Genomic DNA, 23,363 nt, shown 5'->3' on the forward strand with positions numbered 1-23,363 from the left:
CCCCGTGAACCAAGTCGGAAGCCGTGTCATGCTCAAGTCTGACAGGGGAAGCAGCCTGCTGCTTCCCCTGTCAATGGCCAAAGTCGAGCTAAGGGGGGGCGTTGTGCCAGCAACGGGGGGGTTCACCTTCCAAGCTTAATCACCCACCGTTCCTCACCTATCGCTAGGCCGGGGCCGCATCCGGTCTGGGGCCTCGCGCCAATCGCCGCTGGCAATGGCGTCGGCTCCGGGCTGCTCTAGACGGTCTGCACGGGCATACAGATACACCCACGCGGGCAAGAGTTGGCCGCCCTCTACATCCAGTTCCACCTGCTCGCGGGTATACAGCGGCGGCGTTTCTTCTGTGCCTTCCAGCGCGTCCAAAAAGGGTAGGGCGGCGTGCCAGTCGGCAGGCGTATAGGTCAATGCGTGGCCCAACACAAAGTCTTGTGCAATGCCGGGAATGACTGCCGGGTACGCTTCCGGCGTGAGGTGAAGCAGTCGGTGGCCGCGCAAGGTGGCGGGCTGGGCTGTAAACGTGCCGCCCCGTGCCGCTACTCCCGCGTTACGCTCGCCGGGCATCAGGGTGCCGTAGACGAAAACGGTGGTCAGCGGGCCAATTCCGGGTACAGCAACGGGAACAGTCATGGGCTACATGCTAGCGGCGCGGCCAGATTGGGGCGGAAAGCGGTCTATGCACGGCTCATGCTCAGCACAAAAAATTATCATGAAGAACAACTGTAATTCTCTGCGGTCAGGAACGAAACCAACCCCACACACCGGGCCTCGTTCGCCGTCCAAACTGACTTATGAAATTTCAGAACGCACGCGTCCGCCCTCTAGCTTTGGCCCTCTCTGCCGCGCTGGTGGGCGGTTCTGTGTTGTTCTCTTCCAGTGTGGCGCTTCAGGCTGTGCCGCAGTCGGCTCAGCCCGGCACCGCGCAGCCCACCAGCCCCGCCGAGCGCCGCGCCGGAAGCACGCCCGCTCCCCTGACCACCGCCGAAAAAGCCGCTCTGAACGCCCTCTTTACCAAAAGCCGCGCCGCCACGTTACGCATCGAGCAGTGCCCACCCACCAACTGCGCCGATTCGGACGGCGTAGGCACAGCCTTCCTGATCAGTGCCGATGGGTTGGCGCTTACGGCCTACCATGTGGTGTTTCAGGCCAAAAATCTGAGCGCCCAAACCGTAGACAAAAAGCGTTATGCCGTAGAAGTGATCGGGTACGACGACCAGTCCGATCTGGCGTTGCTGCGCGTGAAAGTCCCCAAAGGCACGCCTTTTTTGCCGCTGGCCGCCAGCCGTCCGGCAGTGGGAGATTCGGCGTTGGCGATTGGGAACGGCGGTGGAGCCTTCCTGACCTCTAAAACAGGCCGCCTGACCGCGCTGGACGTGGCCGCAGAACGTGCCAACTTCCCGGCTGGCACGCTGGAACTGAACGCCCAACTGATTCCCGGCGACAGCGGCGGCCCGATTCTGAATACCAAGGGCGAAGTGACGGGCGTGGTCAGCTACATCAGCGTGCAGGGGCAAGGTGGCGTGCGCCGGATTCAGTCTTATGCCGTGCCCGTGACCACCAACGACGCCCGCGTTGCCGCCCTGAAACGCGGCGAGAAACGGGACGCGCCCATTATCGGGATTGGGATCGGCGGTGATTTGGCTGCCCTGACCGACCTCAGCGAGCGCGAATTTGCCGAGGCCAACCGTATCCTCGAACTGGATTTGGGCACGACGCCCGGCGCGTTTTTTACCAGCGTCTCGGCGGGCAGCCCGGCAGCCAAAGCGGGCCTGCAACCCCTTCAATACAACGAAGACGGCAAGCGCGTGCGCGGCGACATCGTGACTGCCGTAAACGGCAAACGCATCGTCAACTTCACGGAATTTCAGTTTGCCGTGCGCTCCTATGCCCCCGGCGACACCGTGACGTTAAGCGTGTTGAGGGCGGGCAAAACCATCGAAGTGAAGCTGGTGCTGATCCCGCGAGTAACTGTGCAGAACTGATCGTCAGGGAGGGCCGGAAGCATCGGCCCTTTTCTCTGCCTTGATATTCTGTTAGATACAGAACTATTAATCTATAATTAAGCTTGACAATTCTGTGCGGAGCAGAATACTGTGACGTATGGACTCCGCACTTAAGAAAGCAGGCGCGATGCTGGCCCACCTCGACCTCTTTCACCACATGCTGCACCTGCGCGGGCTGCTGCAACTGGCCGCACATATGGAAGAGCGGGGCGACCGCGTGACCCTCATCAGCCCCGATACCATTACCTTGATCGGCAGCGAGCAGAGCGCCGCGCCGAACGTGACCACCACCAAAGGCGCAACCATCGTGTCGGGGAACGCCTACGCCGTGCTACGTACCTTGAAGGGCCACGACGCCCCCGAATACGCCGTGACCCGTGAGGAACTCGGCGCACTGAACGCCCGCGCCGTAGCCGACCTAGAAGCCGGAGACGCTCTGCGTGCCTTCACCGACACCCTGACCCGCATTACGGCTGGTACGCCCGCTGTGGCCCCGGCTGCCGCCACACCCGCTCCTGAAGCGCCCCCGGCTGCAACTGCGCCCAATGCCGAACGCGCCGCCCGCCCCCGCCGCAGCGCCGAAGCCGACGCGGGCAGCGCCGATCAGCCTGCCGCCTAACTCGATTTGCTGCATCAGCCGTCTTGAAGGGGGCGGCTTTTTTTGTGTTATGTGAGGTCTAGTCGGGCGGGGTCTAAAGGAAGGTCAAAGGCAGGTCTTTGCGTTTACCCACGAAAGGGAATTTCTCGACCACCTGTAGGATTTAGGTCTCCTTCGTCTCGATTCGTGTGCGTTCCTGCCAATACGACGACGTTTCAGTCGCGGGTAACAGGCGCAGGCTCTCCGCTTCGGCCCGGTCTGCCAAGGCTTGGGCTTCTTGTGCGGCACGTTTCTGGCCCAGCCAGCCGTTCCAGTAGGCTTGCAGCGTTTGCGTCACCAAGTCCAGCGGCACCGTTTGCGATCCATCTAACGGCTGATACAGCAAATCCAAGTCGGTGAGCGGGCCACCATTCGGGCCGCCCACAGGTTGCCAATACGGAATGTCTACGGTGCGCAGGCCCCAAGCGTGCAGCGCGGCGCGGCGGGCGGTGGCGCTGCTGCCAGCTTTTGCCTCGGCCTCCCGGTCTTCCGCATCTTGCCGCCCCGCAAATACGCTATCGGCAAAGATGCCTGCCAAGCCTGCTGCACGCACTTCTTCCAGCTTGGCGGCGTGCAGCGCCCAGCCCACGCCCCGGCCTTGCGCCTGCCGCGCCACCCCCGTAAACGATGTGAATCCGGCTGCCGTCATGAGATGAAAGACGGTGCCGCCCAGCACTTGCCCGCTCTCGTCTTCGGCCACTAGAACCCGGTTACGCGGCCCCGAAACAAGGCGCGGAAACATCTGTGGCGGCATCAGCGTGTCGGGATCGTAGTAGCTCTCGTCCTGCACGCGCCCAAAGGCAGGGAGGGCCGGGTCTGCCGGGTCAAGCACGCGGCGCACGGTGACGGAGAGGGGAGAGGACATGGAAGCAGAATAGCTGGGGCTTAGTTGGGTGTGCCTACCAAGCGCAAAGTGCGGTCTAGGCGCAAGTAATTTTGGCGGGCGTCCCAGAATTGATACAGCATGAGGGCGGGAAATAAGGCTACGTAGTAGCCCATGAACGCACCCAAGGATTGTCCACTCAGTAGGGAAATTGTCCAGCCAGACCACAACATGATCTGAAGGGCGCTGACCGTCCAGCTTGAGCGCACGAATTGACGTTTGATGAGGGGCGATCGGGCAGAGCAACCCCAAACCACTGCTGAGATGAGCAATACCGATACTGGCCCGAACAATTGGGTCAAGTCCTTTCCGTGCGAATCCCAAGCGATCCAGCTGCCCAGCAAAGCCATAGCCGCGACAAAAGTATGGACGAAGATGTTCCTACCCCGTTTGGCTTGCTCCAACTCTTTCAATTTGTAAGTAGTGAAGTACAAGCTACCCAGTTGCTTTTTAACCATGTTTGGGTCGCCCAACACCCCCTGCACGTCGTTCGGAGATTCGGAATCCAGCAAGTGGGCGCGGTATTCATCCTCTAGACGCAGTTGCACAGGCTCCGGCAAGTCCTTGAGCGCCACCGTTAGCCAGTAGTGCAGCGTCATCGGTTTTGGGGAAGTCATGATTGTGCCTCCTGTTGCGGCAGACCCAGCACGGCCTGAACGGCCCGGATTTGTGCCTGCCAGTCGGTGCGTGTGCGGGCCAGTGCCCCCAGCCCCGCTTCGGTCAGGCGGTACTCGCGGCGCAGGCGTCCGCCCACTTCGCGCTCTTCGCTCAGAATCAGCCCCTCGCCTTCCAGCGCGTGCAGGGCCGGATACAGCGTGCCTTCGCGGGCCGTCAGCAGCCCCTCGCTGCGGGCGTGAATGGCCTGCGCGATAGCGTAGCCGTGTTCGGGCTGACGCTCCAGCACCGCCAGAATCAGCAGGCGCAACCGCTCGCGGGTGTTCATGGAGTCAGCATACCTCTAAAGTGGATGTATTGAAAGTCAATGCATTCGAACTTGTCCCAAAAATCCTGCAATACTGCGTGCATGACAGCCTCGCCCCATGCAGATCGGTTGGCAGACTCTTCGGCAGATCAGTACCCCATCGGGCCGATTCCCACTCTGCCGGGGCAAGACCGGGCCACGCTGGATGCAGTGGCGGCGCGAATGCTGGCAACGGCGCAGGCATGGCGCACTTTGCTGTCTGGCCTGACCGAAGCCGACTTGGGTAGGCGCTACCGCCCCGGCAGTTGGACGGTGCATGAACTGGCCCACCACGCCGCCGACGCCCATCTGCACGGGCTGGTGCGCCTCAGCTACGGGCTGGCCGAGCAGCCTTACACCATTCAGCCCATGAATGAGAATGCTTGGTTGGCCCTGCCCACGACTGCCGCGCCCGTGCAAGACGCCCTCACATTGATGGACGGTCTGAATGTGCGCTGGGCTGCCCTGCTGCGGGGCACCGATCCACAGGCTTTCAACGAACAAATTCTGCACCCGCAGGAAGGGCAGCAGACCCTCTGGCGCTTGGTCGCCAAGCACGACTGGCACCTGCGCCATCACCTCGCACATGCCCAACTGGCGCTGGGGCTGGAGGTGGCCCGATGAAACGCACCCCTTGGATGGGCGTGGCCCTGATGGTGGTGGCGGGGCTGGCCCTGTCGGTGTTGCTGGCCGCCACCCGCAATACGCCGCTGCTGTATGCGGGCCTGCATATCCTGATTTACGGCGGGCTGGGTTACTGGGCCTACACCCAATGGCGGCGGGTACGCCACGCCCGCACCGGGCAGATGGGCCAAGCCCGCTGGCTGTATCTGGGCCTGATGGGATTCAGTGCGCTGGTGATCGTGGTGCGCTTGCTGGAAGCCTTTTCAGGGGCAGGGGTAGGAACAGGAGCGGGCGTTTGAGTTTAGCCGTATCCGATTCGGAGATGTTGCTGGGGCCGCTGCTGGCGCAAGACCCGCGCCTGCCCGCCGTGTGGGACTGGGTGGAATCCTCCATGACTTTTGATGCCGCCCATGACACTGCCCACCTAACACGGGTGGCCCGCTGGACGCTGCGCTGCGCCCCGGCGTTGGCTCCCGGCCTCGCGGTGGCCGCCGCCCTCTCGCACGATGTCATTAACCTGCCCAAAAACCACCCCCAGCGGGCGCAGGCCAGCACGTTGGCTGCCGATGCAGTGCGGGCCAAGCTACCCAGCCTCGGTTTTGATGAAGTGGAGGCCGAAGCGGTGGCCGCCGCCGTGCGCGATCATTCCTATTCTCGCGGGGCCACACCGGAAACCATGTTGGGTGCGGCCTTGCAAGACGCAGACCGCCTAGACGCGCTGGGCGCACTGGGCATTTTGCGGGCCGCAGCGGCAGGCGGCAGCATGAGACGCGCTCTCTTGCACGCCACCGATCCCTTTTGCACCGCCCGCACGCCCAACGACGCGGTATACACCGTGGATCACTTTTTTACCAAGCTGTTGCGGCTGGAATCCACCTTTCAGACGGCTGTAGGCAAGGTAGAAGCGGCGCGGCGCACGGCGGTCATGCGGGCATTCTTGGCGAATTTGGGGGAAGAAGTGGGAGTGGAGTTTTTGGGGTGAGGGGGGAGGGTAATCGCTTTGCTCACTCACCCCCTCCCAGCCTCCCCCCTCAAGGGTGAGGGGCCAAAAGTCTAAGATTCCAGCTCTTGCTTTTAGCCCTCTTCCTTTGTAGGACTCGCAGAGCTGCGAAGCAGAGGGGCCACCCAGTAAGCGAACCTGCCCCAACACCTTAGACCCTAGACATTTAGACCCTTAGACACAGCACCCGTAGACCAAGCCCCTTCCAACCCAGCCCCTCACTCCTCCAAGTGCGCCGCGTCGTTATAACCCACCAGCGTCCAGCGGCCCCCTGTGGAGGCTGAATTGGTGCGGCTAAGGCGAGTCAGGCCCGTGTGGGCCAACTGGTACGGAAAAGGCAGCACATAGTCCGGTTGAGGCAAGGCGGGCCACCCGAACAGACCGCACAGCAGGGCGCGAATGGCGGCCCCGTGCGAAAAGGCGATCACGCGCCCACCCTCCAATCCTTCGGCCCAGTCCTGCATGCGGTCAGCCACCACGCGCAGGCTCTCGCCGCCGCCGGGAGCAGGCAGCAGCCAAGGGTCGCGCTGCCAATCGGCGTAGTCGGGGTCATGGGTCACGGCGTCGGTGGTCACGCCCTCGTATTGCCCAAAGTGCATTTCGCGCAGGCGCACGTCTAGGCGTAGCGGTGCGCCCGGCAAACTCAGTTCGGCGGTGCGGGCGGCGCGGCTCAGGTCGCTGCTGTACACGGCGTCGAAGGTCTGGTTGCTCAGGCGGGCGGCCAGTTTTTCTGCCTGAGCCTCGCCCAGCGTGCCCAGCGGCGTATCGGTCCAGCCTTGCCAGCGGCCTATGCCGTTCCAGTCGGTGGCCCCGTGCCGCACAAGGGTCAGATGGAGGGGGTCACCTGTCATGGCCGTTCCTCGAAGTTGGGGTCGTTTTGGGCCAAATCTGCGCCTTCGTGCAGGGGGGGTACGGGGCGCGGTTTGCCCTGTTCATCCAGCGCCACGAACACGAAATGCCCGGTGGTCGCCAGTTGCACCTCGCCGCTGGCCATCGTTTCGCGGTACACGTCTACCCGGATGGTCATAGAACTCCGGCCCACACGCACCACGCGGGCGTCCAGCGCCACCGCGTCGCCTACCCGGATCGGCACATGGAAATCCACGCCGTCCATGCGGGCGGTGACCACACTGCCTCTGGAATGGCGCACGGCGGCCACACTCGCGGCCTTGTCCATCAAGGACAACACGAAGCCGCCGAACGCCGTGCCGTGGTAGTTGCTGTCTTTGGGAAACACCAGTTCCAGCATGCGGGCGCGGCTGCGCGGGGCGGGGGCAATCGGAGCGGGCTGATCGTTCATCGCCGTGCAGTATCGCGTCTAAAGCACAGGCCAGCTAGAGAAGGTGGCGAGAGTTGCGCGGTTCGGTGGGCATTGGGCGTTGAAGTCGCGTGTAAACCGCCCAGTCTGCTTCGCAGCCAGCCCCCCTTAAAGGGGAGCGCAAAAGCCTTTGTCCTCCCCTTAAGGGGAGGCGTTGCGTCAGCAACGGGGGGGTTCACCTTCCAACTTAAATTTGAGCTACGTGTAAACCTCCCAGTCTGCTTCGCAGCCAGCCCCCCTTGAGGGGAGCGCAAAAGCCCTTGTCCCCACCTCTAAGGGGGGCGTTGCGCCAGCAACGGGGGGGTTCACCTTCCACCCGATGTCAATAAGCGGGGCAAGAACCAACAAATGGAAAGACGCGTCAACCACCCTACAGCCCATCCCCAAAAATCGCCCCACATCGGACAAAATAACTCATCCATACTTAAAATGAGTAAAATATGAGATTTAAAAGGCCAGTTCAAAGATTGGGGGCAAGGGGGCGGAATGCAACAGAATGAATTGACACCCCTATTTTTGCGTGCCAGCATGAACATTACACATAACGTTTAACAAGAGTCTGGAGCAGTCAGTCTTAAGGCGGTAGGCCTATCTACCCTCATAGCTGTCTGTACCCGGCAGGAGGATCACCTATGAAGCAACTTTTAGGCAACAGCAGTCGTCAGCAGCGCACCGGCCTCAAACTCGCTTCCCTTGCCGTCGCCCTCCTCGGTGCCTCGGCGTTGGCCGATAAAGTCGTGAACATCGGCTACAGCGGCCCCTTGTCGGGCGGCGCGGCGTTTTACGGCAAAGACGTGCAGTCGGGCCTCGATATGGCCATCAATGAAATGAACAAGGCGGGCGGCGTGACCGTGAAGGGCGAGAAAGTGACCTTCAAGCTGGTGGCCCTCGATGACCGCTACCTGCCCAACGAAACCGCCACCAACGTCAAGCGCCTGACGTCTCAGGGCATCGACATTATTTTCGTGCCGCACGCCGGGGGCATCCTGACCGTGCAGCCCCTCACTACCCGTGACCCCGAATTCCTGCTGGTGGCCTACTCCAGCGAGCCCAAGATTCTGGATGCCAAAAACCCCCTGACGTTCATGCTGCCTCCCCGCTACGACAACTACCTCCAGCCCTTCGTGTCTACGCAGATGAAGGCGTTCGGCAAGAAGCTGGGGATGGTCGGCACCACCAGCGCTTACGGCAAGCAGTGGGGCGAAGCGATTATGGGCGAGTGGACGAAACAGGGCGGCACGGTGGGCACCAACAACGGCGTGGATTACGCCACCACCGTGGATTACTCTTCTGCCGTGACCAAAGCACTGGCCGAAAAACCCGACGTGCTGTTTATCGGCGGCCCCAGCCAGCCCACCGCGCTGGTGGTCAAGGCAGCCCGCGAGCAGGGCTTCAAGGGCGGCTTCATCGTGATGGATCAGGCCAAGTTCGAGCAGATGGACACCATCGTTCCGCGCTCTTACCTCGACGGCTCTGTCGGCGTGCTGCCCACCAAAGAATTCGCGGGTACGCAAGTCTTCGTGGCGCAGTACCAGCGGGCCTACAAGAAGATTCCCACCAGTGAAGCCGCCCTGAACTACATGGGCATGAACGTGGTGGCCAAAGCGATGGAACTTGCCGGAACCACCGACGACGCGCAGGCCATTCGCGGCCAACTGAACGCGGCGGCCAAAGCCTTGCCCCAAAGCAAGACCGTGTACAAGATGCTGGGCGTCTCGGCGGCTGGACATGCCGACGCCGAATTCATCATTGCCAGCGTGAAGAACGGCGTGTACACCAAACTGCGCGTGAAGACGGTTCTGAAGTAAAGCTGGGCCGGGCCGAGGCACAAGCGGCGGCCCACCTGAGCCAACCTCTTTGACCCAGAATCCACTGTCCGCGCCCCGCATCCGTGTTGGGGCGCGTTTTGGTTGATAGGGACTAAAGGTTGAGTTTGCCCGGTGGCCCCCTCTGCTCCGCAGCTCTGCGAGTCACCCCGTTGCTTCGCAATGCCCTCTCCCACAAGGGGCGAGGGAAAAGTACAGGTCTGAGATTCTTATTGATGCCTCTTCACACTCGACTTGACGAAACTCTTTCCCCTTAACACGCCCTCAATCATCCCCCTTATCAGGAGACCTGCCCTTGTCTACATTTTTGCAACAACTGTTCAATGCGCTGGCGCTGGGCGGCGTGTACGCGCTGGTGGCCCTCGGCCTCACGTTGGTCTACGGCGTGATGCGCGTGCCCAATTTCGCTCATGGCGGGCTGTACATGCTGGGCGCGTACCTCAGTTACGCGGTTCTGACTGGGCTGGGCTGGGGCTACGTGCCTGCGCTGCTCATTTCGGCGGTGGGCGTGGCACTGCTGGCCGCCTTCATGGAGCGCGTCATTTTTTATCCGATGAGAAATGCGCCCCACGTGCATCCCATGATTGCGGCCATCGGCGTCTTGTTTTTTCTGGAAGCCGCCGTGCAACTGGTCTGGGGGCCGGACTTCAAGCAGATCACTGAACCTGTACCCGGAATCGTGAACGTCGGCGGCGTCATCGTCACTTGGCAGCGCCTGTTGGTCATCGCGGCGTCGGTGGTGGTCATGCTGGGCCTGAATTATTTCCTCAAGCGCACGCTGACCGGGGCCACCATCGAGGCCATGAGCCAAAACCGGGAAGGCGCACGACTGGTGGGCGTGAATACCAACCGCGTCGGCATGATGACCTTTGCCATTTCCGGGGCGTTGGCTGCCGCTGCCGCCACCCTGATCGCGCCCATTATTTCGGTGTCTCCCAGCATGGGCGAGGTCATGAACCTGAAGGTCTTCGCCATCATTATTCTGGGCGGCATGGGCAGCGTACCGGGCGCGATTGTGGGCGCATTCCTGCTGGCGCTCGCGGAAGTGTTCGGCGGCTATTACATCAGCCTCGATTTCTCGGATGTCATCGGATTTGCCATGCTGGTGATCGTGCTGGCCCTCAAGCCGCAGGGTCTGTTTAAGAGGGGAACCTGATGCTGAGCAATGCTGGGGCAAACAGTGCAGGAGCAGCCCGCTTCAAACTGGGCACCTGGGGCTGGGTGGCCGTGTTCGTGCTGGCCGCGCTGGTGCCGCTGTTCGGGCCATCGGGCTACCTGCTCGACATCGGCGTGAACATCATGATCTACGCGATGTTGGCCTACGGCATGAACGTGCTGCTAGGGTACACCGGGCAGTTGCCGCTGGCCCACGCGGGCTTTTTCGGCATCGGTGCGTATACGGTGGGCATCTTAACCCTCAAGGCGGGCTGGAGTTTTTGGCTGGCGTGGCCTGTGGCGGTGGCGCTGTGTGCCGTGCTGGGGCTGCTGCTGGGTCTGGTGGCCTTCCGCACCAAGGGCGACGCCTTTTCCATTTTTACCCTCGGCGTGGGCGTCATCATCATGCTGGTCATCAACAAATGGGACGCACTCACGGGCGGCAACGAGGGGCTGAACGGCATCAATCCGCCCGCAGGCTTGGAGGCTTTGTCTAAAGGCGTGGGCCTGAAGCTGTCGGCGGGCTTTTACTACTTGGCCCTGATTGCCCTGATTCTGACCGTGCTGGCCGTAGCGCGGGCGCGGGGCAGCGTGTTCGGGCGCTCGCTGATCGCCATTCGCGGCGGCGAAGATTTGGCGCGGAGTGCGGGCATAGACGTGTTTACGCACAAGCTGCGGGCCATGATGCTGTCTACCGCCATCGCAGGTTTCGCGGGCGGCGTATATGCCGTGTACGTGGGCTTTTTGGGTTCGGCGTCGGCTGGCCCGGCTATGACCTTTACGGTGCTGTTGTACCTGTTGGCGGGCGGGCTGGGCACCCTGGCTGGCCCCCTGATCGGCCCCGCGCTGCTGTACACCCTGACTCAGAGCCTCAAGGGGCTGCAAGATTACCAATACATCGTGTTCGGGCCGCTGCTGGTGCTGCTGATCATGTTCGCGCCGCAGGGCTTGGCCGGACTGTGGATGAAAGCGCAGGCGCGGCGAGAACTGGCGGCTGTAACGGGCAAAAAGGGAGCCGAACGTGCTTGATTCTTCTGTGGGGACAGGCTCCAACTCTGTAGGCACTGAACTGCTGCGCGTAGAAGGCTTGGGCATCCGCTTTGGCGGCCTGCACGCTGTAAAGGACGTGACCGCCACCATTCCGGCAGGCCAGATCACGGCCATCATCGGCCCCAACGGTGCGGGCAAAAGCACCTTCTTCAACCTGATTTCCGGGTTTTATAAGCCCACCACGGGCCGAATCATCTTTGGGGGCGAAGACATCACGCGCCTGAAAACGCATGAAGTGGTGGCGAGCGGCATGGCCCGCACCTTTCAGACCACCACCATTTACAAAGAACTGAGCGTGCTGGAAAACGCCATGATCGGCCACCGAGTGCGTACCCGCGCTGGGTTGCTGGACGCTCTCTTACGGACTGGCCGCGAGCGCAAGGACGAGCAGGAGAGCCGTGACGCCGCCCTGACCGCCCTGACCCGCGTGGGCATCGCCGCGCACGCGGGCCGCCCCGCCGGAGCCATGACGCAGGAGGGCCAGAAGCGCGTGGGCATTGCTATGGCCCTCGCCAGCAACCCTAAATTGCTGCTGCTGGACGAACCCGCCGCCGGAATGAACCCCGAAGAAACCGTGAGCCTGATGGCCCTGATCCGCGAACTGGTGGCGGGCGGCCTGACGGTGACGCTCGTAGAACACAAGATGAGCCTCGTGATGAGCCTCGCGGATCATATTTTGGTGCTGCATCACGGCCAAAAAATCAGCGAGGGCGTGCCTGCACAGGTCAGCCGCGATCCGGCGGTTATTGAGGCCTACTTAGGCTCGCACGCGCACGGCGGGCAGATGGGGCAGGCCACCGTAGCGGCAACAGGGGAGGCTCCCCATGCTTGAAATCCGTGACCTGAGCGTCAATTACGGCCACTTTACGGCCCTGCACAGCCTGAACCTGACCGTCAGCCCCGGAGAAATCGTGGTGATGCTGGGGGCCAACGGCGCAGGCAAAAGCACGCTGTTTCGCACGTTGTCGGGCTTGCAACGGCCATCGGGCGGCACGGCCACTTGGAATGGGGTGTCTCTGACCGGGGGCAAGCCCGAATTCAACGTTGCCAACGGTGTCGCGCAGTGCCCGGAAGGCCGCCTGCTGTTTCCCGAACTGAGCGTGGAAAAGAATCTGCGGCTGGGAGCCTTCGTGCACCGCAAAGACGCGGCAGGCACGGCCCGCGAACTGGAGCGCGTCTACGAACTGTTCCCGGCCCTCGTGGAAAAGCGCAACGTTCCGGCAGGCAGTTTGTCGGGCGGCCAGCAACAGATGGTGGCTATTGCCCGCGCCCTGATGGCCCGCCCCACACTCCTGCTGCTCGATGAGCCTTCGTTGGGCCTCGCGCCGCTGGTGGTGGAGCAGGTCTTTGAGGCTGTGCAGCGCGTGAATGCTGCGGGCGTGGGCGTGCTGCTGGCTGAGCAAAATGCGTTTGCTGCCCTCGGTATTGCCCACCGGGGATACGTGCTGGAGGGTGGCTGCGTGAGCTTGCAGGGCAGCCAGCACGAATTGATGACCGATGACCGGGTGCGGAGTGCTTACTTGGGGGTGTGAGGGGCAGAGGGATCTGGGGTCTAAGGGTCTGAGGAAGGCGGGGTGAGGGGTACGGAGGTGTTTTGCGTTGGAAGGTGACCCCCCAGTCTGCTTCGCAGCCAGCCCCCCTTAAAGGGGAGCGCAACAGCTTTTAGTCCTCCCCTCTAAGGGGGGGCATTGCAAAGCAATGGGGGGGTTCACCTTCCAAGCCGGAGTGTAAGCACTGCCTTACACTCCGCTCCCTTTTTGCCTATCCAGTGCTGACCGCCTGCCGCTACACTGGGTTCAGTCGTTCCATCGGAACCAGACTCCGGACGAGAGAACCGCCGTACCCGGTCAGGACAAGACGGCGCACCTGCGGAGGTGTTGGATATGGCATGGACGCTACTGGTGTTGGCTGGACTGCTGGAAGTGGGCTGGGCCATTGGTCTGAAATATACCGAGGGCTTTACGCGCCCATTGCCCACCGTACTCACGTTGGCGAGCATGATTGCCAGCATTGCTCTGCTGGGCCTCGCCACCAAGACGCTACCGATTGGTACGGCCTACGGCGTGTGGGTGGGCATTGGTGCGGTGGGCGCGGCCATTCTGGGCATCGTGCTGTTTAAGGAGCCTGCAAGTGCCGCCCGCCTCGGCTTTATGGCGCTGATGGTGGTGGCTATTGTGGGGTTGAAGGCGACGAGTGGGCATTAGGGAAAGGATTTAGGTTAAGTTTTTGGGCTTCTCCTACGTTTTCCCCCACCCCCCAGCCCCCGCCCCCAAAGGGTGCAGGGGAGTTGGTCGCTCCGCTGAGGAGGATTGATCTTGTCGCGTCCAGACTCGGCTGAATCCTTCATTTGAAGCGCAGTTGCCAGTCGTCTTGAATCTGGAATTGGCCCACCCGCTGCGCGGATGACGGCCTCACACGGATGTGGCGGTAACGGTATGGGTTTGCTGTTGGCCCTCTCCCCTTGCGGGGGAGGGCGCTGCAAAGCAGTGGGAGGGGGAAGTGAGCGCCAGCGATTGCCCTTCCCACCTTCCACACTCCACGATCCACTTCTGCCCTCCCTTAGACCCTCAAACCCCCCTCCCTTAGACTGCCCTTCCCGCCTCCCGCTTGAACCCGGTGCAACCCCTAGACCAAGTGGCGTCTAGAATGGGGGCAAGGAGTGTTCCCTGAATGGCGTTAGATCGTTTTTTTCGCAGACGCCGCCCGCAGCAGCAAGCGGGCAGCGACATGCCAGACCTGTGGACGCAGTGTCCTGCGTGCAAGGAAAGTGTCTATAACCGCGACCTAGAGGCCAGCCTTTGGGTGTGCCCCAAATGCAGCCACCACCTGCGCCTAGAGGCGGGGCGGCGTGTGGAGGTGCTGCTTGATGAAGGCTCGTTCGTGCAGTTGTCGGGCCGCGTGCATCCCACCGATCCCCTGAACTTTCAGGATACCGAGGCCTACGTAGACCGCCTGAGCCGTGCCCAGAAGAAAACGGGCCGTCCAGACGCGATTCTGACGGGCACAGGCAGCATTTTAGGCCTGCCAGTAACGCTGGCCGTCATGGATTTCGCCTTCAGTGGTGGCAGCATGGGCAGCGTGGTGGGCGAAGAAATCAGCCGCGCCGCCGAACATGCTGCCGAAATCGGCACGCCGTTTGTGCTCGTGGCAGCCAGTGGCGGGGCCAGAATGCAGGAAAGTGCGTTGTCGCTGATGCAGATGGCAAAAACGACGGTGGCCCTCGAAAGCTTGACGGCGCGGGGATTGCCCTACGTCAGCATTCTGACCGACCCCACCACCGGGGGCGTCACGGCCAGTTTTGCCACCATTGCCGACGTGATCATGGCCGAACCCGGCGCTCTGATCGGCTTCGCGGGGCCGCGTGTGATTCAGCAGACCATCCGCCAAAGCCTGCCTGAAGGCTTTCAGCGGGCCGAATTTTTGCTGGAACACGGCATGATCGACGATGTAGTCGACCGCCGCAACCACCGCAACTTTTTGGCCGGATTGCTGGGCGTGCTGACCCGCCGCGCCCCCGACGCCCCTCCCGCCGAACAGCCCGCCCCACCCTCCGCCGAGGCCCCCGCGTAATGACGACCCCATCCACCGACCTCAAAGCCACCCTGAAAAAACTGGAAGCCCGCGTCCACGACCTTGAAGTGACGGCGCGTGAAACCGGGCAGAATTTGGATTCTACGATTCATACCTTGCGGGCCGAAGTAGAGCGCCTGAGAACGGCCCCAGCCAACGGTGTCATGACGCGCTGGGAGCGGGTGCAACTGGCCCGCGCACCGGGACGGCCCACCGCGCACGATTACACCGAGCGCCTCGTGACCGACTTCACCGAGCTTCACGGCGACCGCAATTTTGCCGACGACCACGCCCTGATCGGCGGGCCGGGACGCTGGCAGGGCCGCCCTGTGATGCTCCTGATGCAGCAAAAAGGCCGCGACACCAAGAGCCGCGTGCGCCGCCGCTTTGGCATGAGCAACCCCGAAGGCTACCGCAAAGCCATGCGCCTGATGGATTTGGCCGACAAATTTGGCCTGCCCGTGGTGTGCCTGATCGACACTCCCGGCGCGTACCCCGGCATAGAAGCCGAGGAGCGCGGCCAAGCGTGGGCCATTGCCGAAAGCATTCAGCGGATGGTGCGCCTGAAAGTGCCTGCCGTGTGCGCCGTGATTGGCGAGGGTGGTAGCGGCGGGGCGCTGGCGATTGGCGTGGGCAACCGCGTGCTGATTCAGGAAAATGCGTGGTACAGCGTCATTTCGCCCGAATCTTGTGCGGCGATCCTGTGGCGCGATTCTGCGCAGGCCCCCAAAGCCGCCGAGGCCCTGAAGCTGACGGCCCCCGATTTGCTGGAACTGGGCATCGTGGAAGAAGTGATTCCCGAACCTGTAGGCGGCGCACATCTGGACTTGGACGCTGCCGCCGCCGCACTAGGCGAAGTGGTGAGCCGCCATCTGGACGAACTGAGCCTGCTGAACGAGCAGGAACTGAAAGCGCAGCGGGCCGCACGGTTCCGGGCTTTGGGAGCGTTTACAGAGAGCTGAGAGAGGCAAGCCAGAACGTCCCGCGCCACAGTCGGCATTCCTCCGGCTGAATCGCGGGCGTTCTTTTGCCTAGCACTCTTGCTTTCCGATGCACATTGCCTTACGATGTCGGTACAACATCGTATAGCGATAGCTGCCCAAGCAGACGCCGGGGCAGAGAGGAGCCGTATGGACGCCCAACAATTGAAAGGCCACTTGGATTTATTGCTGCTGGCAACCCTAGAACAAGGCTCGCGCTACGGTGGGCAGATTATTGCCGACGTGCAGGCCGCCACTGACGGCTATTTCAGCCTGCGCGAAGGCACGCTGTATCCGGCCCTGCACCGCCTAGAAAAAGCCGGGTGGATCAGCGGCGCGTTCGAGCAGTTGCCGCGTGGGGGCAGCCCGGTCAAGTTTTACACCCTGACTCCCAGCGGGCAGCAAGAGCTGAAGGCCCAGCGCGAACGCTACGAACAGTTCCGCCGCGCCGTGCAGGGCGTCATCGGGGGCGCGGTATGAAGGATGTGGAGCGCCAACTTGAGGGCTACATTCGGCAGGCTACACGGGGATTACGCGGCCCACGCCGACAGGATGCCCAGCAGGAACTTCGCGGCGCACTAGAAGACAAGATTCACCGTCACCGCCTGCTGGGGCTGGATGAACACGCGGCGCTGACTGCGGCCCTGCGCGACTTTGGCAGCGCCTCCGCCGTCGCCCGTGACCTGAATGCCGTGCATACCTTGCCCACCGTGTACCGGAGTTTGTTGTTGGCTGGAATTGGCACATTGTTGGGCTTACAAGCGGTGGCCCAAGTGCCGATGGTGCGGGCGATTCCTGATCCACAGGAGTTAGCACAGACTTGCCGACACGACGAAGCGATGTTGAACCGAATGAGCCTATCTGATGCAGCGGCACTGCGGCTCAAGCTGGCACAACCGGGTCAGCGGGCAAAATTGGAAGCCGAATGCCGCGCCATGATTCCAGCGCCAGTCAACACCCTCTTGTCTCTGGCCGATCTGCTGGCTGCCTTGCGTAAAGGTGGAATCGTGGTTAGCACCGTTCCGGGCTTTGACGGCTATCTTCAACTCACGTTTCCGGGTAGGAAGGATATTCAGGGGCTAGACCTGAGTGGCAGTTTCAAGATGATTGGGCAACAATCTTATATTCAAGCCGCTCCACTGGTCGATTTACTCCGCTATGCCCTTCCTTCTGACATCCCTTTGCGTCTAAGCGGCATTGACAATCCGGTGCTGGAAATCGGCCCGGCCCGCTTGCAACTGGGAACGGCGACCACGCCTGTCAGGGCCACAGATTTTTACCTGCTCCCGCTGCTTGGGGTGGTGGAAGCACAACTCAAGAACCTGTCCCGAACGCCTATCTCACTGGCTGTTGTTTATGATGGCAGCGAGACCCAAACCCCACAGATTAAGCTGACCGCCCCTGACCAAGCCTTGTTTGCCACCGTTAGCAATGCACGTCTAGTCGCCAAGTCCAGTGCCACAGCCAAGGAGTATTACCTGCTGCGAGTGCGGGCAGTATCGGCGGGCCTGCTGGCTGTCCCTCAAGGCCGAATCGTCAACACGCCCGCCGAACTGATTGCGGCCACAGCCAAAGGCCAAGAAGCAGTGCTGGTCTACCGCCTTAACGCTGCCGACCTGCGAAACCTCAAGCTGACCCCAGTTCCGGCCAAGAGCCTTCAACCCGTTCCCTAAATCATCTTCCCCCGCCCTATCTTGTACTCACTACAAAGTAGGCAAGTGTGGCCCTCGCTCTCTCGCTGGGGCCACCAAAGGGGTGAATGGGTGAGAATTTTAGGACGGTTGGGGCGGGGTCTGTTGTGGCTGATTCTGGTCATTCTGGTGCTGGCGTTGGCGGCGGTGCTGTGGCTGCGGGGTACGTCCAGTCCGCGTGTTTCGGGAAGCGTGACGCTGCCGGGCGTGTCGGGCCAAGTGACCATCACCCGCGACGCTTGGGGCGTGCCGCACATTCGGGCCACCGCCAGCGATGAAGACGCCGTGTTCGCGCTGGGGTTCGTGCATGCCCAAGACCGGGCGTGGCAACTGGATTTTCAGCGGCGCGTGACTCAGGGCCGCCTGTCGGAAGTGCTGGGCGCACCCGCACTGGCACAGGATAAATTCCTCAGAACGTGGGGCTTTTACCGGGCGGCTCAGTCGGCCCTGCCTGCCCTGTCTGCGCGGAGCAAACAGATGGTGGCCGCGTATACGGCGGGCGTAAATGCGGGTTTTAAGCAGGGCAAAACCGCCCCGGAGTTCCGCATTCTGGGCTACACCCCCGAGCCGTGGACAGACGTAGACAGCATCGCGTGGAGCAAGCTGATGGCCTACGATCTGGGCGGCAACTACGAGGATGAGGTGCTGGGCGCACGCACGGTGAAGCGCCTAGGCGAACGTGGGCTAGGCGAAATCATGCCGTCATACCCCGAAGACGGCCCGACCATTTTGAGCGCCGATGAGTTGCCTGCCGGAACCACCGCGCAGACTCGCGCCCCAGCGTTGGCGGCGGCTCCCACTCTGCCGGATTCAACTCTTGCCGCCCTGCGCTCTCACCTGTTGGCGGCGCGGGAACTGGGCTTGCAGGCCGTACCGGGCAAAGGCAGCAACGACTGGGTCATGGCCGGAAGCCGCACCGCCAGCGGCAAACCCATTTTGGCCGACGATCCGCACCTGAGCCTCACCAGCCCGATGCTGTGGTATCTGGCCGACCTTCAAGGCCCCACCCTAAAATCCATCGGGGCCAGCATTCCCGGCCTGCCCGCCATCGTGATCGGGCGCAACGAGCGCGTGGCATGGGGCGTGACCAACGTGAACCCCGATGTGCAGGATTTGTACATAGAACCAGCAGGAACCAAGCTGACCGAACGCATCGAGACCATCAAGGTGAAGGGCGGCGCAGACGTGAAAATAGTGGTGCGTGAGAGCAGTCACGGCCCGATCATCAGCGATGCGGGGGCCGCCGACGTGGGACCGCGTGTGGCTCTGAAATGGACGGCGCTGCAACCCGGCGACACCACTATGGACGCCTTTTTGGGCCTGAATTACGCGCAGAACTGGACAGAGTTCACGGCGGCCCTGAAAAGCTACGTGGGGCCAAGCCAGAACTTCGTGTACGCCGACACCGACGGCAATACGGGCTACTACGCACCGGGCCGCGTGCCGATTCGTAGCGGCTGGGACGGTTCTTTACCCGTGTCGGGCGACGGTTCCCGCGAGTGGGCGGGCTACCTGCCCTTCGAGCAGTTGCCGCATACTTACAACCCCGCCGACGGCCTCGTGGTCACGGCCAACAACCGCGTCACACCCGACGCCTACCGCTTCGACCTCGCCAATGTTCGCAACTGGGCCGAGCCGTACCGCGCCCAGCGCATTACCGACCTGCTGACCGCCAAAGCGCAGGGCTGGACGGTGGAAGAGGTGCGCCGGGTGCAACTGGACACCCAAAGTCTGGTGTGGCGTGACCTAAAACCGCTGCTGCAGGCCGCCCGCCCTGACGGTGACCTGAGTACGCGGGCGCTGGAGAAATTGCGCGGCTGGGACGGCAACCAAACCGTGTCCAGCGTCCCCAGTCTCATCTTCGAAGCGTGGCTCATGAAGTTGCAAAGCATGGCCCGCGACGAACTCGGCAACGACACCCAGATCAACAGTCTGGCCGTGCTGAACCAACTGAAATCAGACGGCGACCTGTGCCAAAGCGAGAGCGCGGGCTTAAGCACCTGCGCCGCCACGCTGACCGCCACCCTCAAACAAGCGGTAGATGACCTCAGCACCCGCCTCGGCTCTGATCTGAGTGGCTGGAGCGCGGGCAAGCTGCACACGGTTGCCAGCAACCACCGCGCCTTTGGCAACGTATCGGCCCTGTCGTGGCTGTTCAATCACAGCGCCCCGACCCCCGGCGGCACCAGTACCGTCAATGTGGCCCGCCCCGAAGTGGGTACTTACCGCCAAACGCACGGAGCCAGTTACCGCCAAATCGTGGATCTCAGCGCCCCCAACCGCAGCCTGTACGTGGGCAGCCTCGGCCAAAGCGGAAACCCGCTGGGCAACAACGTGTCTGACCAGCAAAAAATGTGGGTGGCGGGCGAATACCTGCCCATGAGTACGGATGCGAAAGATTGGGGGAAGACGGTGACACTGACGTTGGAAGCGGGGAAATAAGCAGCAGTTGTCCTCCCCTCTAAGGGGGGGCGTTGCGTCAGCAACGGGGGGTTCACCTTCCAACTCCAGCCAAAAAGCGCGGCCCCGTCACCTCCGACAAGGGCCGCGCTTTTATTGTTAATGTTCTTTGCCTGTAGCCTCACCCGGCGCACCTCGTCACCGAATGGGGGGCTGCCTCACCCGCCTAGTGTCAACACTTCAGCGCCTGAACACTTCCCGGTTGGCGTAGTTCTGGCGGCCGCTCTTGTCTACAAACTGCGTCATGCTCTGCACGCTCATAGTTTTGTTTGGGAACAGGTTCATGACCAACATGGTGTTGGAAAAACCTTTGTTGTACACGGCGCTGCCCAGCCAGTGGTTGCTGTCCGACACGCTCGTGCCGTAGGTCAGCACGCCCGCCTTGCCCCAGTCGCAGTCGGTGGGGCTGCACTTGCCAAACACCTGCACATTCAGCGTGCCGTCGCCGTTGGGGGTAAAGATCAGGCGCGTAATCCCGCGTGTGGCGGCGTTTGTGTTCGTCCACGTGCCTACAAAGTCGGAGGTGGCAGCGTGGGCGGAAGAAGCGAGGGTCAGGGCGGCGAGGGCGGTCAGGGCGATGCGGGGCAAGTTGGTCATGATGGAACTCCTTTGGCCTCGTGGGGCCGGGTGGGGATAGAGGGTAGGTTTTGGCCGTCCCAGCGGGCGCTTATGCGTTGCTCCTTCTGGTAAATCAAGCGTACTCAGGCCCCCGTGAACGTCCCATGATCGGCAACGGGCGCAGCGTGATCAGGGAGAGCGCTGGCGTCATACAGGCGTCAGAGAAGCCAACTGGAACCGTTCCCACCCGGCGCGTCGTATGCTAGGAGGCGTGCTAAAGACGGACTTGGCGGCGCGGCTGAGGCCCGCTTTTGATGATGACCGCGATGCGGAAACCTTTCTGCTGCGGCTGGAACGCTACGGCGCTGACCTGGAGGGCAGTTTGCGGGCGGTGTACGGCGACGCCACCGACACGCTGATGGCGGAACTCTTAGAAGTGCTGATTCACGCGCACCACACCCGCGCCCCCGATCTGAAGCGGCTGGACGAGGCCCGCCTGCTGCGCCCCGACTGGCTGCAAGTGCCCGAAATGATCGGCTACGTGGCCTACACAGACCGCTTTGCCGGAACCCTGCGCGGCGTACAGGAGCGGCTGGATTACCTAGAAGGATTGGGCGTCAAATACCTGCACCTGATGCCGCTGCTGAAGCCCCGTGAGGGCGAAAACGACGGCGGCTACGCGGTGCAGGACTACCGCGCCGTGCGGCCCGACCTCGGCGACATGGACGATCTTTCGGCGCTAGCCTTCAAACTGCGCGGGCGCGGCATCAGCCTCGTGCTGGATCTGGTGCTAAACCATGTGGCCCGCGAACACGAATGGGCCGAGAAAGCACGGGCGGGCGACCCCGTCTACCGCGACTACTTCCATATCTATCCTGACCGCACCCAACCCGACGCCTATGAGCGCACCTTGCCCGAAGTCTTCCCCGACTTTGCCCCCGGCAACTTTACGTGGGATACGGAAACAAGTGGCTGGGTCTGGACGACTTTCAATTCCTACCAGTGGGATCTCAACTGGGGCAATCCGGCGGTGTTCCGCGAGTTCACCGACCTGATTCTGCACCTTGCCAACCGGGGTGTAGAGGTGTTCCGGCTGGACGCCATCGCCTTTATGTGGAAGCGACTTGGCACCGCCAGCCAGAACCAGCCCGAAGTCCATCACCTGACGCGGGCGCTGCGGGCGGCCATTCGCATCGTGGCCCCAGCGGTAGCGTTCAAGGCCGAAGCCATCGTGGCCCCCGCCGACCTAATTCATTACCTCGGCACGCGGGATCATCACGGCAAGGTCAGCGACATGGCCTACCAAAACAGCCTGATGGTGCAGATTTGGAGCAGCCTCGCCAGCCGCGATACCCGCCTGTTCGAAACGGCGCTGTTGGCCTTTCCGCCCAAGCCCACCAACACCACTTGGGGCATGTATGTGCGCTGCCACGACGATATCGGGTGGGCCATCAGCGATGAGGATGCGGGGCGCGTGAGCCTCAGCGGCCCCGGCCACCGCCACTTTCTCAGCGACTTTTACAGCGGCGAACACCCCGGCAGCTTTGCGCGGGGGCTGGTGTTTCAGCACAACCCCGCCACCGGAGACCGGCGAATCAGCGGCAGCGCGGCCAGTTTGGCGGGCTTGGAAGCCGCGCTGGACGCAGGCCACGCCGAATGGACAGACCACGCGGTGCGGCGCTTGCTGCTGGCCCACGCCGTCACCCTCGGCTTCGGCGGCGTGCCTCTGCTGTACATGGGCGACGAACTCGCGCTCCTCAACGACTACACCTTTGCCCAAGATCCTGCCCACGCGCCCGACAACCGCTGGGTTCACCGCCCCAAAATGGATTGGGCTTTGGCCGAAGCCGTGCAGGACAACCCGGCCACGCCAGCAGCACGAGTCAACACCGGAATTCGCGCCCTGATTGCCGCCCGCCAACGCACGCCGCACCTGCACGCCAGCATCGAATCCCGCGCCGTACCTAGCCCCGATTCCCGCGTGCTGCTGCTGCGCCGCGATCATCCGCTCGGCGTCATGCTGTGCGTCTACAACTTCAGCGAACACGAGGTGGCCTTTCCCACCTACCTGCTGCGCGACCAGTTGGGCGAACACGCCATAGACGCCGTTGCAGGCACGCATTTCACCTTGCAGCGGGCTACCACGCGCCTTGCTCCCTTCCGCGCCCTGTGGCTCCTTCAGGCCGAGGTCTTGCCATGACCCGCCCATCTTCCGGCCCACCCCCACCGGGCAAGGCCCGAATAAAAATCCCCACCGAAGCCCTGCTGAACGCCGCTCGCAGCGCCGCCCAAAAACTGGCTGACCTGAGCCGTGACCCACAGGTGCGCGAAGAAGCGACCAATGTGGCCCGCGCCATTGCCAAACTGCTTCAGGCCGTCAAAAACGCGCCCCACAACAGGGGAGAGCAGAAGAAAGGCTAGGGCCAAACTGAGCGGTTGCGGGGCGAGCGTCTAGAGTTGATGAGTGTGGGCGAACCCCCTAGTCTGCTTTGCAGCCAGCCCCCCTTAAAGGGGAGCGCAAAAGCTGTTGTCCTCCCCTCTAAGGGGGGCGTTGCGTCAGCAACGGGGGGGTTCACCTTCCAACGTGATGCCCCAACATGTCGCCAAACAGATGGACAGACCAATGTTGCGTCTATCCATCTGTGCGGTG

At 62.4% G+C, this 23,363-nt stretch carries 25 protein-coding genes and 1 riboswitch; of the genes, 18 read left to right on the top strand and 7 right to left on the bottom strand.

Annotated elements, in window-relative coordinates; all coding sequences use genetic code 11:
- Nucleotides 1-153: 153 nt before the first annotated feature.
- Entirely contained in the window at nt 154-627 is a 474-nt protein-coding gene (locus E7T06_RS12160) for a gamma-glutamylcyclotransferase family protein (protein ID WP_136366057.1), read from the bottom strand.
- Nucleotides 628-788: 161 nt separating this feature from the next.
- Between E7T06_RS12160 and E7T06_RS12165 the strand changes: the two genes are divergently transcribed.
- Nucleotides 789-1,979: a S1C family serine protease gene (locus tag E7T06_RS12165; protein ID WP_168733508.1), complete on the top strand. Its 1,191-nt coding sequence runs from the start codon at nt 789-791 to the stop codon at nt 1,977-1,979.
- A 118-nt stretch (nt 1,980-2,097) separates the two neighbouring features.
- Nucleotides 2,098-2,619: a multidrug DMT transporter gene (locus E7T06_RS12170; RefSeq protein WP_136366058.1), complete on the top strand. Its 522-nt coding sequence runs from the start codon at nt 2,098-2,100 to the stop codon at nt 2,617-2,619.
- A gap of 142 nt (nt 2,620-2,761) precedes the next feature.
- Here the strand turns inward: E7T06_RS12170 and E7T06_RS12175 are convergent, their stop codons facing one another.
- From E7T06_RS12175 to E7T06_RS12185, 3 genes are read right to left on the bottom strand one after another with little or no spacing between them, the layout of a single operon-like run.
- The gene (locus E7T06_RS12175; protein WP_136366059.1) at nt 2,762-3,502 is read right to left on the bottom strand and encodes a GNAT family N-acetyltransferase; all 741 of its coding nucleotides are present in this window, start codon (nt 3,500-3,502) and stop codon (nt 2,762-2,764) included.
- Between the two features lie 20 nt (nt 3,503-3,522).
- Nucleotides 3,523-4,137, bottom strand: a complete 615-nt coding sequence (locus tag E7T06_RS12180; RefSeq protein WP_136366060.1) for a hypothetical protein — start codon at nt 4,135-4,137, stop codon at nt 3,523-3,525.
- Nucleotides 4,134-4,463 carry a helix-turn-helix transcriptional regulator gene (locus E7T06_RS12185; protein ID WP_136366061.1) on the bottom strand — a complete coding sequence of 110 codons (330 nt, stop codon included), beginning with the start codon at nt 4,461-4,463 and terminating at the stop codon, nt 4,134-4,136. Before E7T06_RS12185 ends, E7T06_RS12180 begins: the two co-directional genes overlap by 4 nt.
- 81 nt (nt 4,464-4,544) lie before the next feature.
- Between E7T06_RS12185 and E7T06_RS12190 the strand changes: the two genes are divergently transcribed.
- From E7T06_RS12190 to E7T06_RS12200, 3 genes are read left to right on the top strand one after another with little or no spacing between them, the layout of a single operon-like run.
- Entirely contained in the window at nt 4,545-5,105 is a 561-nt protein-coding gene (locus E7T06_RS12190; RefSeq protein WP_136366062.1) for a DinB family protein, read from the top strand.
- Complete coding sequence (locus E7T06_RS12195) at nt 5,102-5,404, top strand: hypothetical protein (protein ID WP_136366063.1); 303 nt, start codon at nt 5,102-5,104, stop codon at nt 5,402-5,404. Before E7T06_RS12190 ends, E7T06_RS12195 begins: the two co-directional genes overlap by 4 nt.
- Complete coding sequence (locus E7T06_RS12200; RefSeq protein WP_240741030.1) at nt 5,401-6,087, top strand: HD domain-containing protein; 687 nt, start codon at nt 5,401-5,403, stop codon at nt 6,085-6,087. The genes E7T06_RS12195 and E7T06_RS12200 overlap by 4 nt, the downstream gene beginning before the upstream one ends.
- Before the next feature lie 236 nt (nt 6,088-6,323).
- Here E7T06_RS12200 and E7T06_RS12205 read toward each other — a convergent pair whose 3' ends face one another.
- Complete coding sequence (locus E7T06_RS12205; RefSeq protein ID WP_136366064.1) at nt 6,324-6,956, bottom strand: histidine phosphatase family protein; 633 nt, start codon at nt 6,954-6,956, stop codon at nt 6,324-6,326.
- Entirely contained in the window at nt 6,953-7,405 is a 453-nt protein-coding gene (locus tag E7T06_RS12210) for an acyl-CoA thioesterase (RefSeq protein ID WP_136366065.1), read from the bottom strand. The genes E7T06_RS12205 and E7T06_RS12210 overlap by 4 nt, the downstream gene beginning before the upstream one ends.
- Nucleotides 7,406-8,055: 650 nt before the next feature.
- Between E7T06_RS12210 and E7T06_RS12215 the strand changes: the two genes are divergently transcribed.
- From E7T06_RS12215 to E7T06_RS12265, 11 genes are all read left to right on the top strand, one after another.
- Nucleotides 8,056-9,231 (top strand): ABC transporter substrate-binding protein, encoded by a 1,176-nt coding sequence (locus tag E7T06_RS12215; RefSeq protein ID WP_136366066.1) that lies wholly within the window; start codon nt 8,056-8,058, stop codon nt 9,229-9,231.
- A gap of 313 nt (nt 9,232-9,544) precedes the next feature.
- Nucleotides 9,545-10,405, top strand: coding sequence for a branched-chain amino acid ABC transporter permease (locus E7T06_RS12220; RefSeq protein WP_136366067.1), 861 nt, complete (start codon nt 9,545-9,547; stop codon nt 10,403-10,405).
- Nucleotides 10,405-11,433: a branched-chain amino acid ABC transporter permease gene (locus E7T06_RS12225; RefSeq protein ID WP_136366068.1), complete on the top strand. Its 1,029-nt coding sequence runs from the start codon at nt 10,405-10,407 to the stop codon at nt 11,431-11,433. The genes E7T06_RS12220 and E7T06_RS12225 overlap by 1 nt, the downstream gene beginning before the upstream one ends.
- Nucleotides 11,426-12,286, top strand: coding sequence for an ABC transporter ATP-binding protein (locus E7T06_RS12230; protein ID WP_240741031.1), 861 nt, complete (start codon nt 11,426-11,428; stop codon nt 12,284-12,286). Before E7T06_RS12225 ends, E7T06_RS12230 begins: the two co-directional genes overlap by 8 nt.
- Complete coding sequence (locus tag E7T06_RS12235) at nt 12,279-12,986, top strand: ABC transporter ATP-binding protein (protein ID WP_136366069.1); 708 nt, start codon at nt 12,279-12,281, stop codon at nt 12,984-12,986. The genes E7T06_RS12230 and E7T06_RS12235 overlap by 8 nt, the downstream gene beginning before the upstream one ends.
- A 265-nt stretch (nt 12,987-13,251) precedes the next feature.
- Nucleotides 13,252-13,321, top strand: a riboswitch (guanidine-III (ykkC-III) riboswitch).
- 16 nt (nt 13,322-13,337) lie between these two features.
- Nucleotides 13,338-13,658 (top strand): quaternary ammonium compound efflux SMR transporter SugE, encoded by a 321-nt coding sequence (gene sugE / locus E7T06_RS12240; RefSeq protein WP_136366070.1) that lies wholly within the window; start codon nt 13,338-13,340, stop codon nt 13,656-13,658.
- A gap of 466 nt (nt 13,659-14,124) precedes the next feature.
- The gene (gene accD / locus E7T06_RS12245; RefSeq protein WP_136366071.1) at nt 14,125-15,024 is read left to right on the top strand and encodes an acetyl-CoA carboxylase, carboxyltransferase subunit beta; all 900 of its coding nucleotides are present in this window, start codon (nt 14,125-14,127) and stop codon (nt 15,022-15,024) included.
- Nucleotides 15,024-15,986: an acetyl-CoA carboxylase carboxyltransferase subunit alpha gene (locus E7T06_RS12250; protein WP_136366072.1), complete on the top strand. Its 963-nt coding sequence runs from the start codon at nt 15,024-15,026 to the stop codon at nt 15,984-15,986. Before accD ends, E7T06_RS12250 begins: the two co-directional genes overlap by 1 nt.
- Nucleotides 15,987-16,154: 168 nt before the next feature.
- Nucleotides 16,155-16,484: a PadR family transcriptional regulator gene (locus tag E7T06_RS12255; RefSeq protein WP_136366073.1), complete on the top strand. Its 330-nt coding sequence runs from the start codon at nt 16,155-16,157 to the stop codon at nt 16,482-16,484.
- Nucleotides 16,481-17,677: a permease prefix domain 1-containing protein gene (locus E7T06_RS12260; RefSeq protein WP_136366074.1), complete on the top strand. Its 1,197-nt coding sequence runs from the start codon at nt 16,481-16,483 to the stop codon at nt 17,675-17,677. The genes E7T06_RS12255 and E7T06_RS12260 overlap by 4 nt, the downstream gene beginning before the upstream one ends.
- 90 nt (nt 17,678-17,767) lie before the next feature.
- Entirely contained in the window at nt 17,768-20,137 is a 2,370-nt protein-coding gene (locus E7T06_RS12265) for a penicillin acylase family protein (protein WP_168733509.1), read from the top strand.
- A 198-nt stretch (nt 20,138-20,335) separates the two neighbouring features.
- Here the strand turns inward: E7T06_RS12265 and E7T06_RS12270 are convergent, their stop codons facing one another.
- The gene (locus E7T06_RS12270; RefSeq protein WP_136366075.1) at nt 20,336-20,752 is read right to left on the bottom strand and encodes a hypothetical protein; all 417 of its coding nucleotides are present in this window, start codon (nt 20,750-20,752) and stop codon (nt 20,336-20,338) included.
- Between the two features lie 232 nt (nt 20,753-20,984).
- Between E7T06_RS12270 and E7T06_RS12275 the strand changes: the two genes are divergently transcribed.
- Together E7T06_RS12275 and E7T06_RS12280 are read left to right on the top strand one after the other, a co-directional pair.
- Nucleotides 20,985-22,913, top strand: coding sequence for an alpha-amylase family protein (locus E7T06_RS12275; protein WP_136366076.1), 1,929 nt, complete (start codon nt 20,985-20,987; stop codon nt 22,911-22,913).
- A complete protein-coding gene (locus E7T06_RS12280) occupies nt 22,910-23,134 on the top strand; it encodes a hypothetical protein (protein WP_136366077.1) in 225 nt (74 codons plus the stop codon). The genes E7T06_RS12275 and E7T06_RS12280 overlap by 4 nt, the downstream gene beginning before the upstream one ends.
- The last annotated feature ends 229 nt before the right edge of the window (nt 23,135-23,363 follow it).

Source organism: Deinococcus sp. Arct2-2, assembly GCF_004801315.1.
Classification (GTDB): Bacteria; Deinococcota; Deinococci; order Deinococcales; family Deinococcaceae; genus Deinococcus.

Excerpts from the sequence above, each read along its gene's own strand:
- E7T06_RS12160 (WP_136366057.1), bottom strand. The coding sequence starts at position 627 with ATGACTGTTCCCGTTGCTGTACCCGGAATTGGCCCGCTGACCACCGTT.
- E7T06_RS12180 (WP_136366060.1), bottom strand. The coding sequence starts at position 4,137 with ATGACTTCCCCAAAACCGATGACGCTGCACTACTGGCTAACGGTGGCG.
- E7T06_RS12225 (WP_136366068.1), top strand. The coding sequence starts at position 10,405 with ATGCTGAGCAATGCTGGGGCAAACAGTGCAGGAGCAGCCCGCTTCAAA.
- E7T06_RS12280 (WP_136366077.1), top strand. The coding sequence starts at position 22,910 with ATGACCCGCCCATCTTCCGGCCCACCCCCACCGGGCAAGGCCCGAATA.
- E7T06_RS12215 (WP_136366066.1), top strand. The coding sequence starts at position 8,056 with ATGAAGCAACTTTTAGGCAACAGCAGTCGTCAGCAGCGCACCGGCCTC.
- E7T06_RS12255 (WP_136366073.1), top strand. The coding sequence starts at position 16,155 with ATGGACGCCCAACAATTGAAAGGCCACTTGGATTTATTGCTGCTGGCA.
- E7T06_RS12190 (WP_136366062.1), top strand. The coding sequence starts at position 4,545 with ATGACAGCCTCGCCCCATGCAGATCGGTTGGCAGACTCTTCGGCAGAT.
- E7T06_RS12270 (WP_136366075.1), bottom strand. The coding sequence starts at position 20,752 with ATGACCAACTTGCCCCGCATCGCCCTGACCGCCCTCGCCGCCCTGACC.
- E7T06_RS12260 (WP_136366074.1), top strand. The coding sequence starts at position 16,481 with ATGAAGGATGTGGAGCGCCAACTTGAGGGCTACATTCGGCAGGCTACA.
- E7T06_RS12170 (WP_136366058.1), top strand. The coding sequence starts at position 2,098 with ATGGACTCCGCACTTAAGAAAGCAGGCGCGATGCTGGCCCACCTCGAC.
- E7T06_RS12235 (WP_136366069.1), top strand. The coding sequence starts at position 12,279 with ATGCTTGAAATCCGTGACCTGAGCGTCAATTACGGCCACTTTACGGCC.
- E7T06_RS12195 (WP_136366063.1), top strand. The coding sequence starts at position 5,102 with ATGAAACGCACCCCTTGGATGGGCGTGGCCCTGATGGTGGTGGCGGGG.
- sugE (WP_136366070.1), top strand. The coding sequence starts at position 13,338 with ATGGCATGGACGCTACTGGTGTTGGCTGGACTGCTGGAAGTGGGCTGG.
- E7T06_RS12185 (WP_136366061.1), bottom strand. The coding sequence starts at position 4,463 with ATGAACACCCGCGAGCGGTTGCGCCTGCTGATTCTGGCGGTGCTGGAG.
- E7T06_RS12165 (WP_168733508.1), top strand. The coding sequence starts at position 789 with ATGAAATTTCAGAACGCACGCGTCCGCCCTCTAGCTTTGGCCCTCTCT.
- E7T06_RS12210 (WP_136366065.1), bottom strand. The coding sequence starts at position 7,405 with ATGAACGATCAGCCCGCTCCGATTGCCCCCGCCCCGCGCAGCCGCGCC.
- E7T06_RS12175 (WP_136366059.1), bottom strand. The coding sequence starts at position 3,502 with ATGTCCTCTCCCCTCTCCGTCACCGTGCGCCGCGTGCTTGACCCGGCA.
- E7T06_RS12205 (WP_136366064.1), bottom strand. The coding sequence starts at position 6,956 with ATGACAGGTGACCCCCTCCATCTGACCCTTGTGCGGCACGGGGCCACC.
- E7T06_RS12250 (WP_136366072.1), top strand. The coding sequence starts at position 15,024 with ATGACGACCCCATCCACCGACCTCAAAGCCACCCTGAAAAAACTGGAA.
- accD (WP_136366071.1), top strand. The coding sequence starts at position 14,125 with ATGGCGTTAGATCGTTTTTTTCGCAGACGCCGCCCGCAGCAGCAAGCG.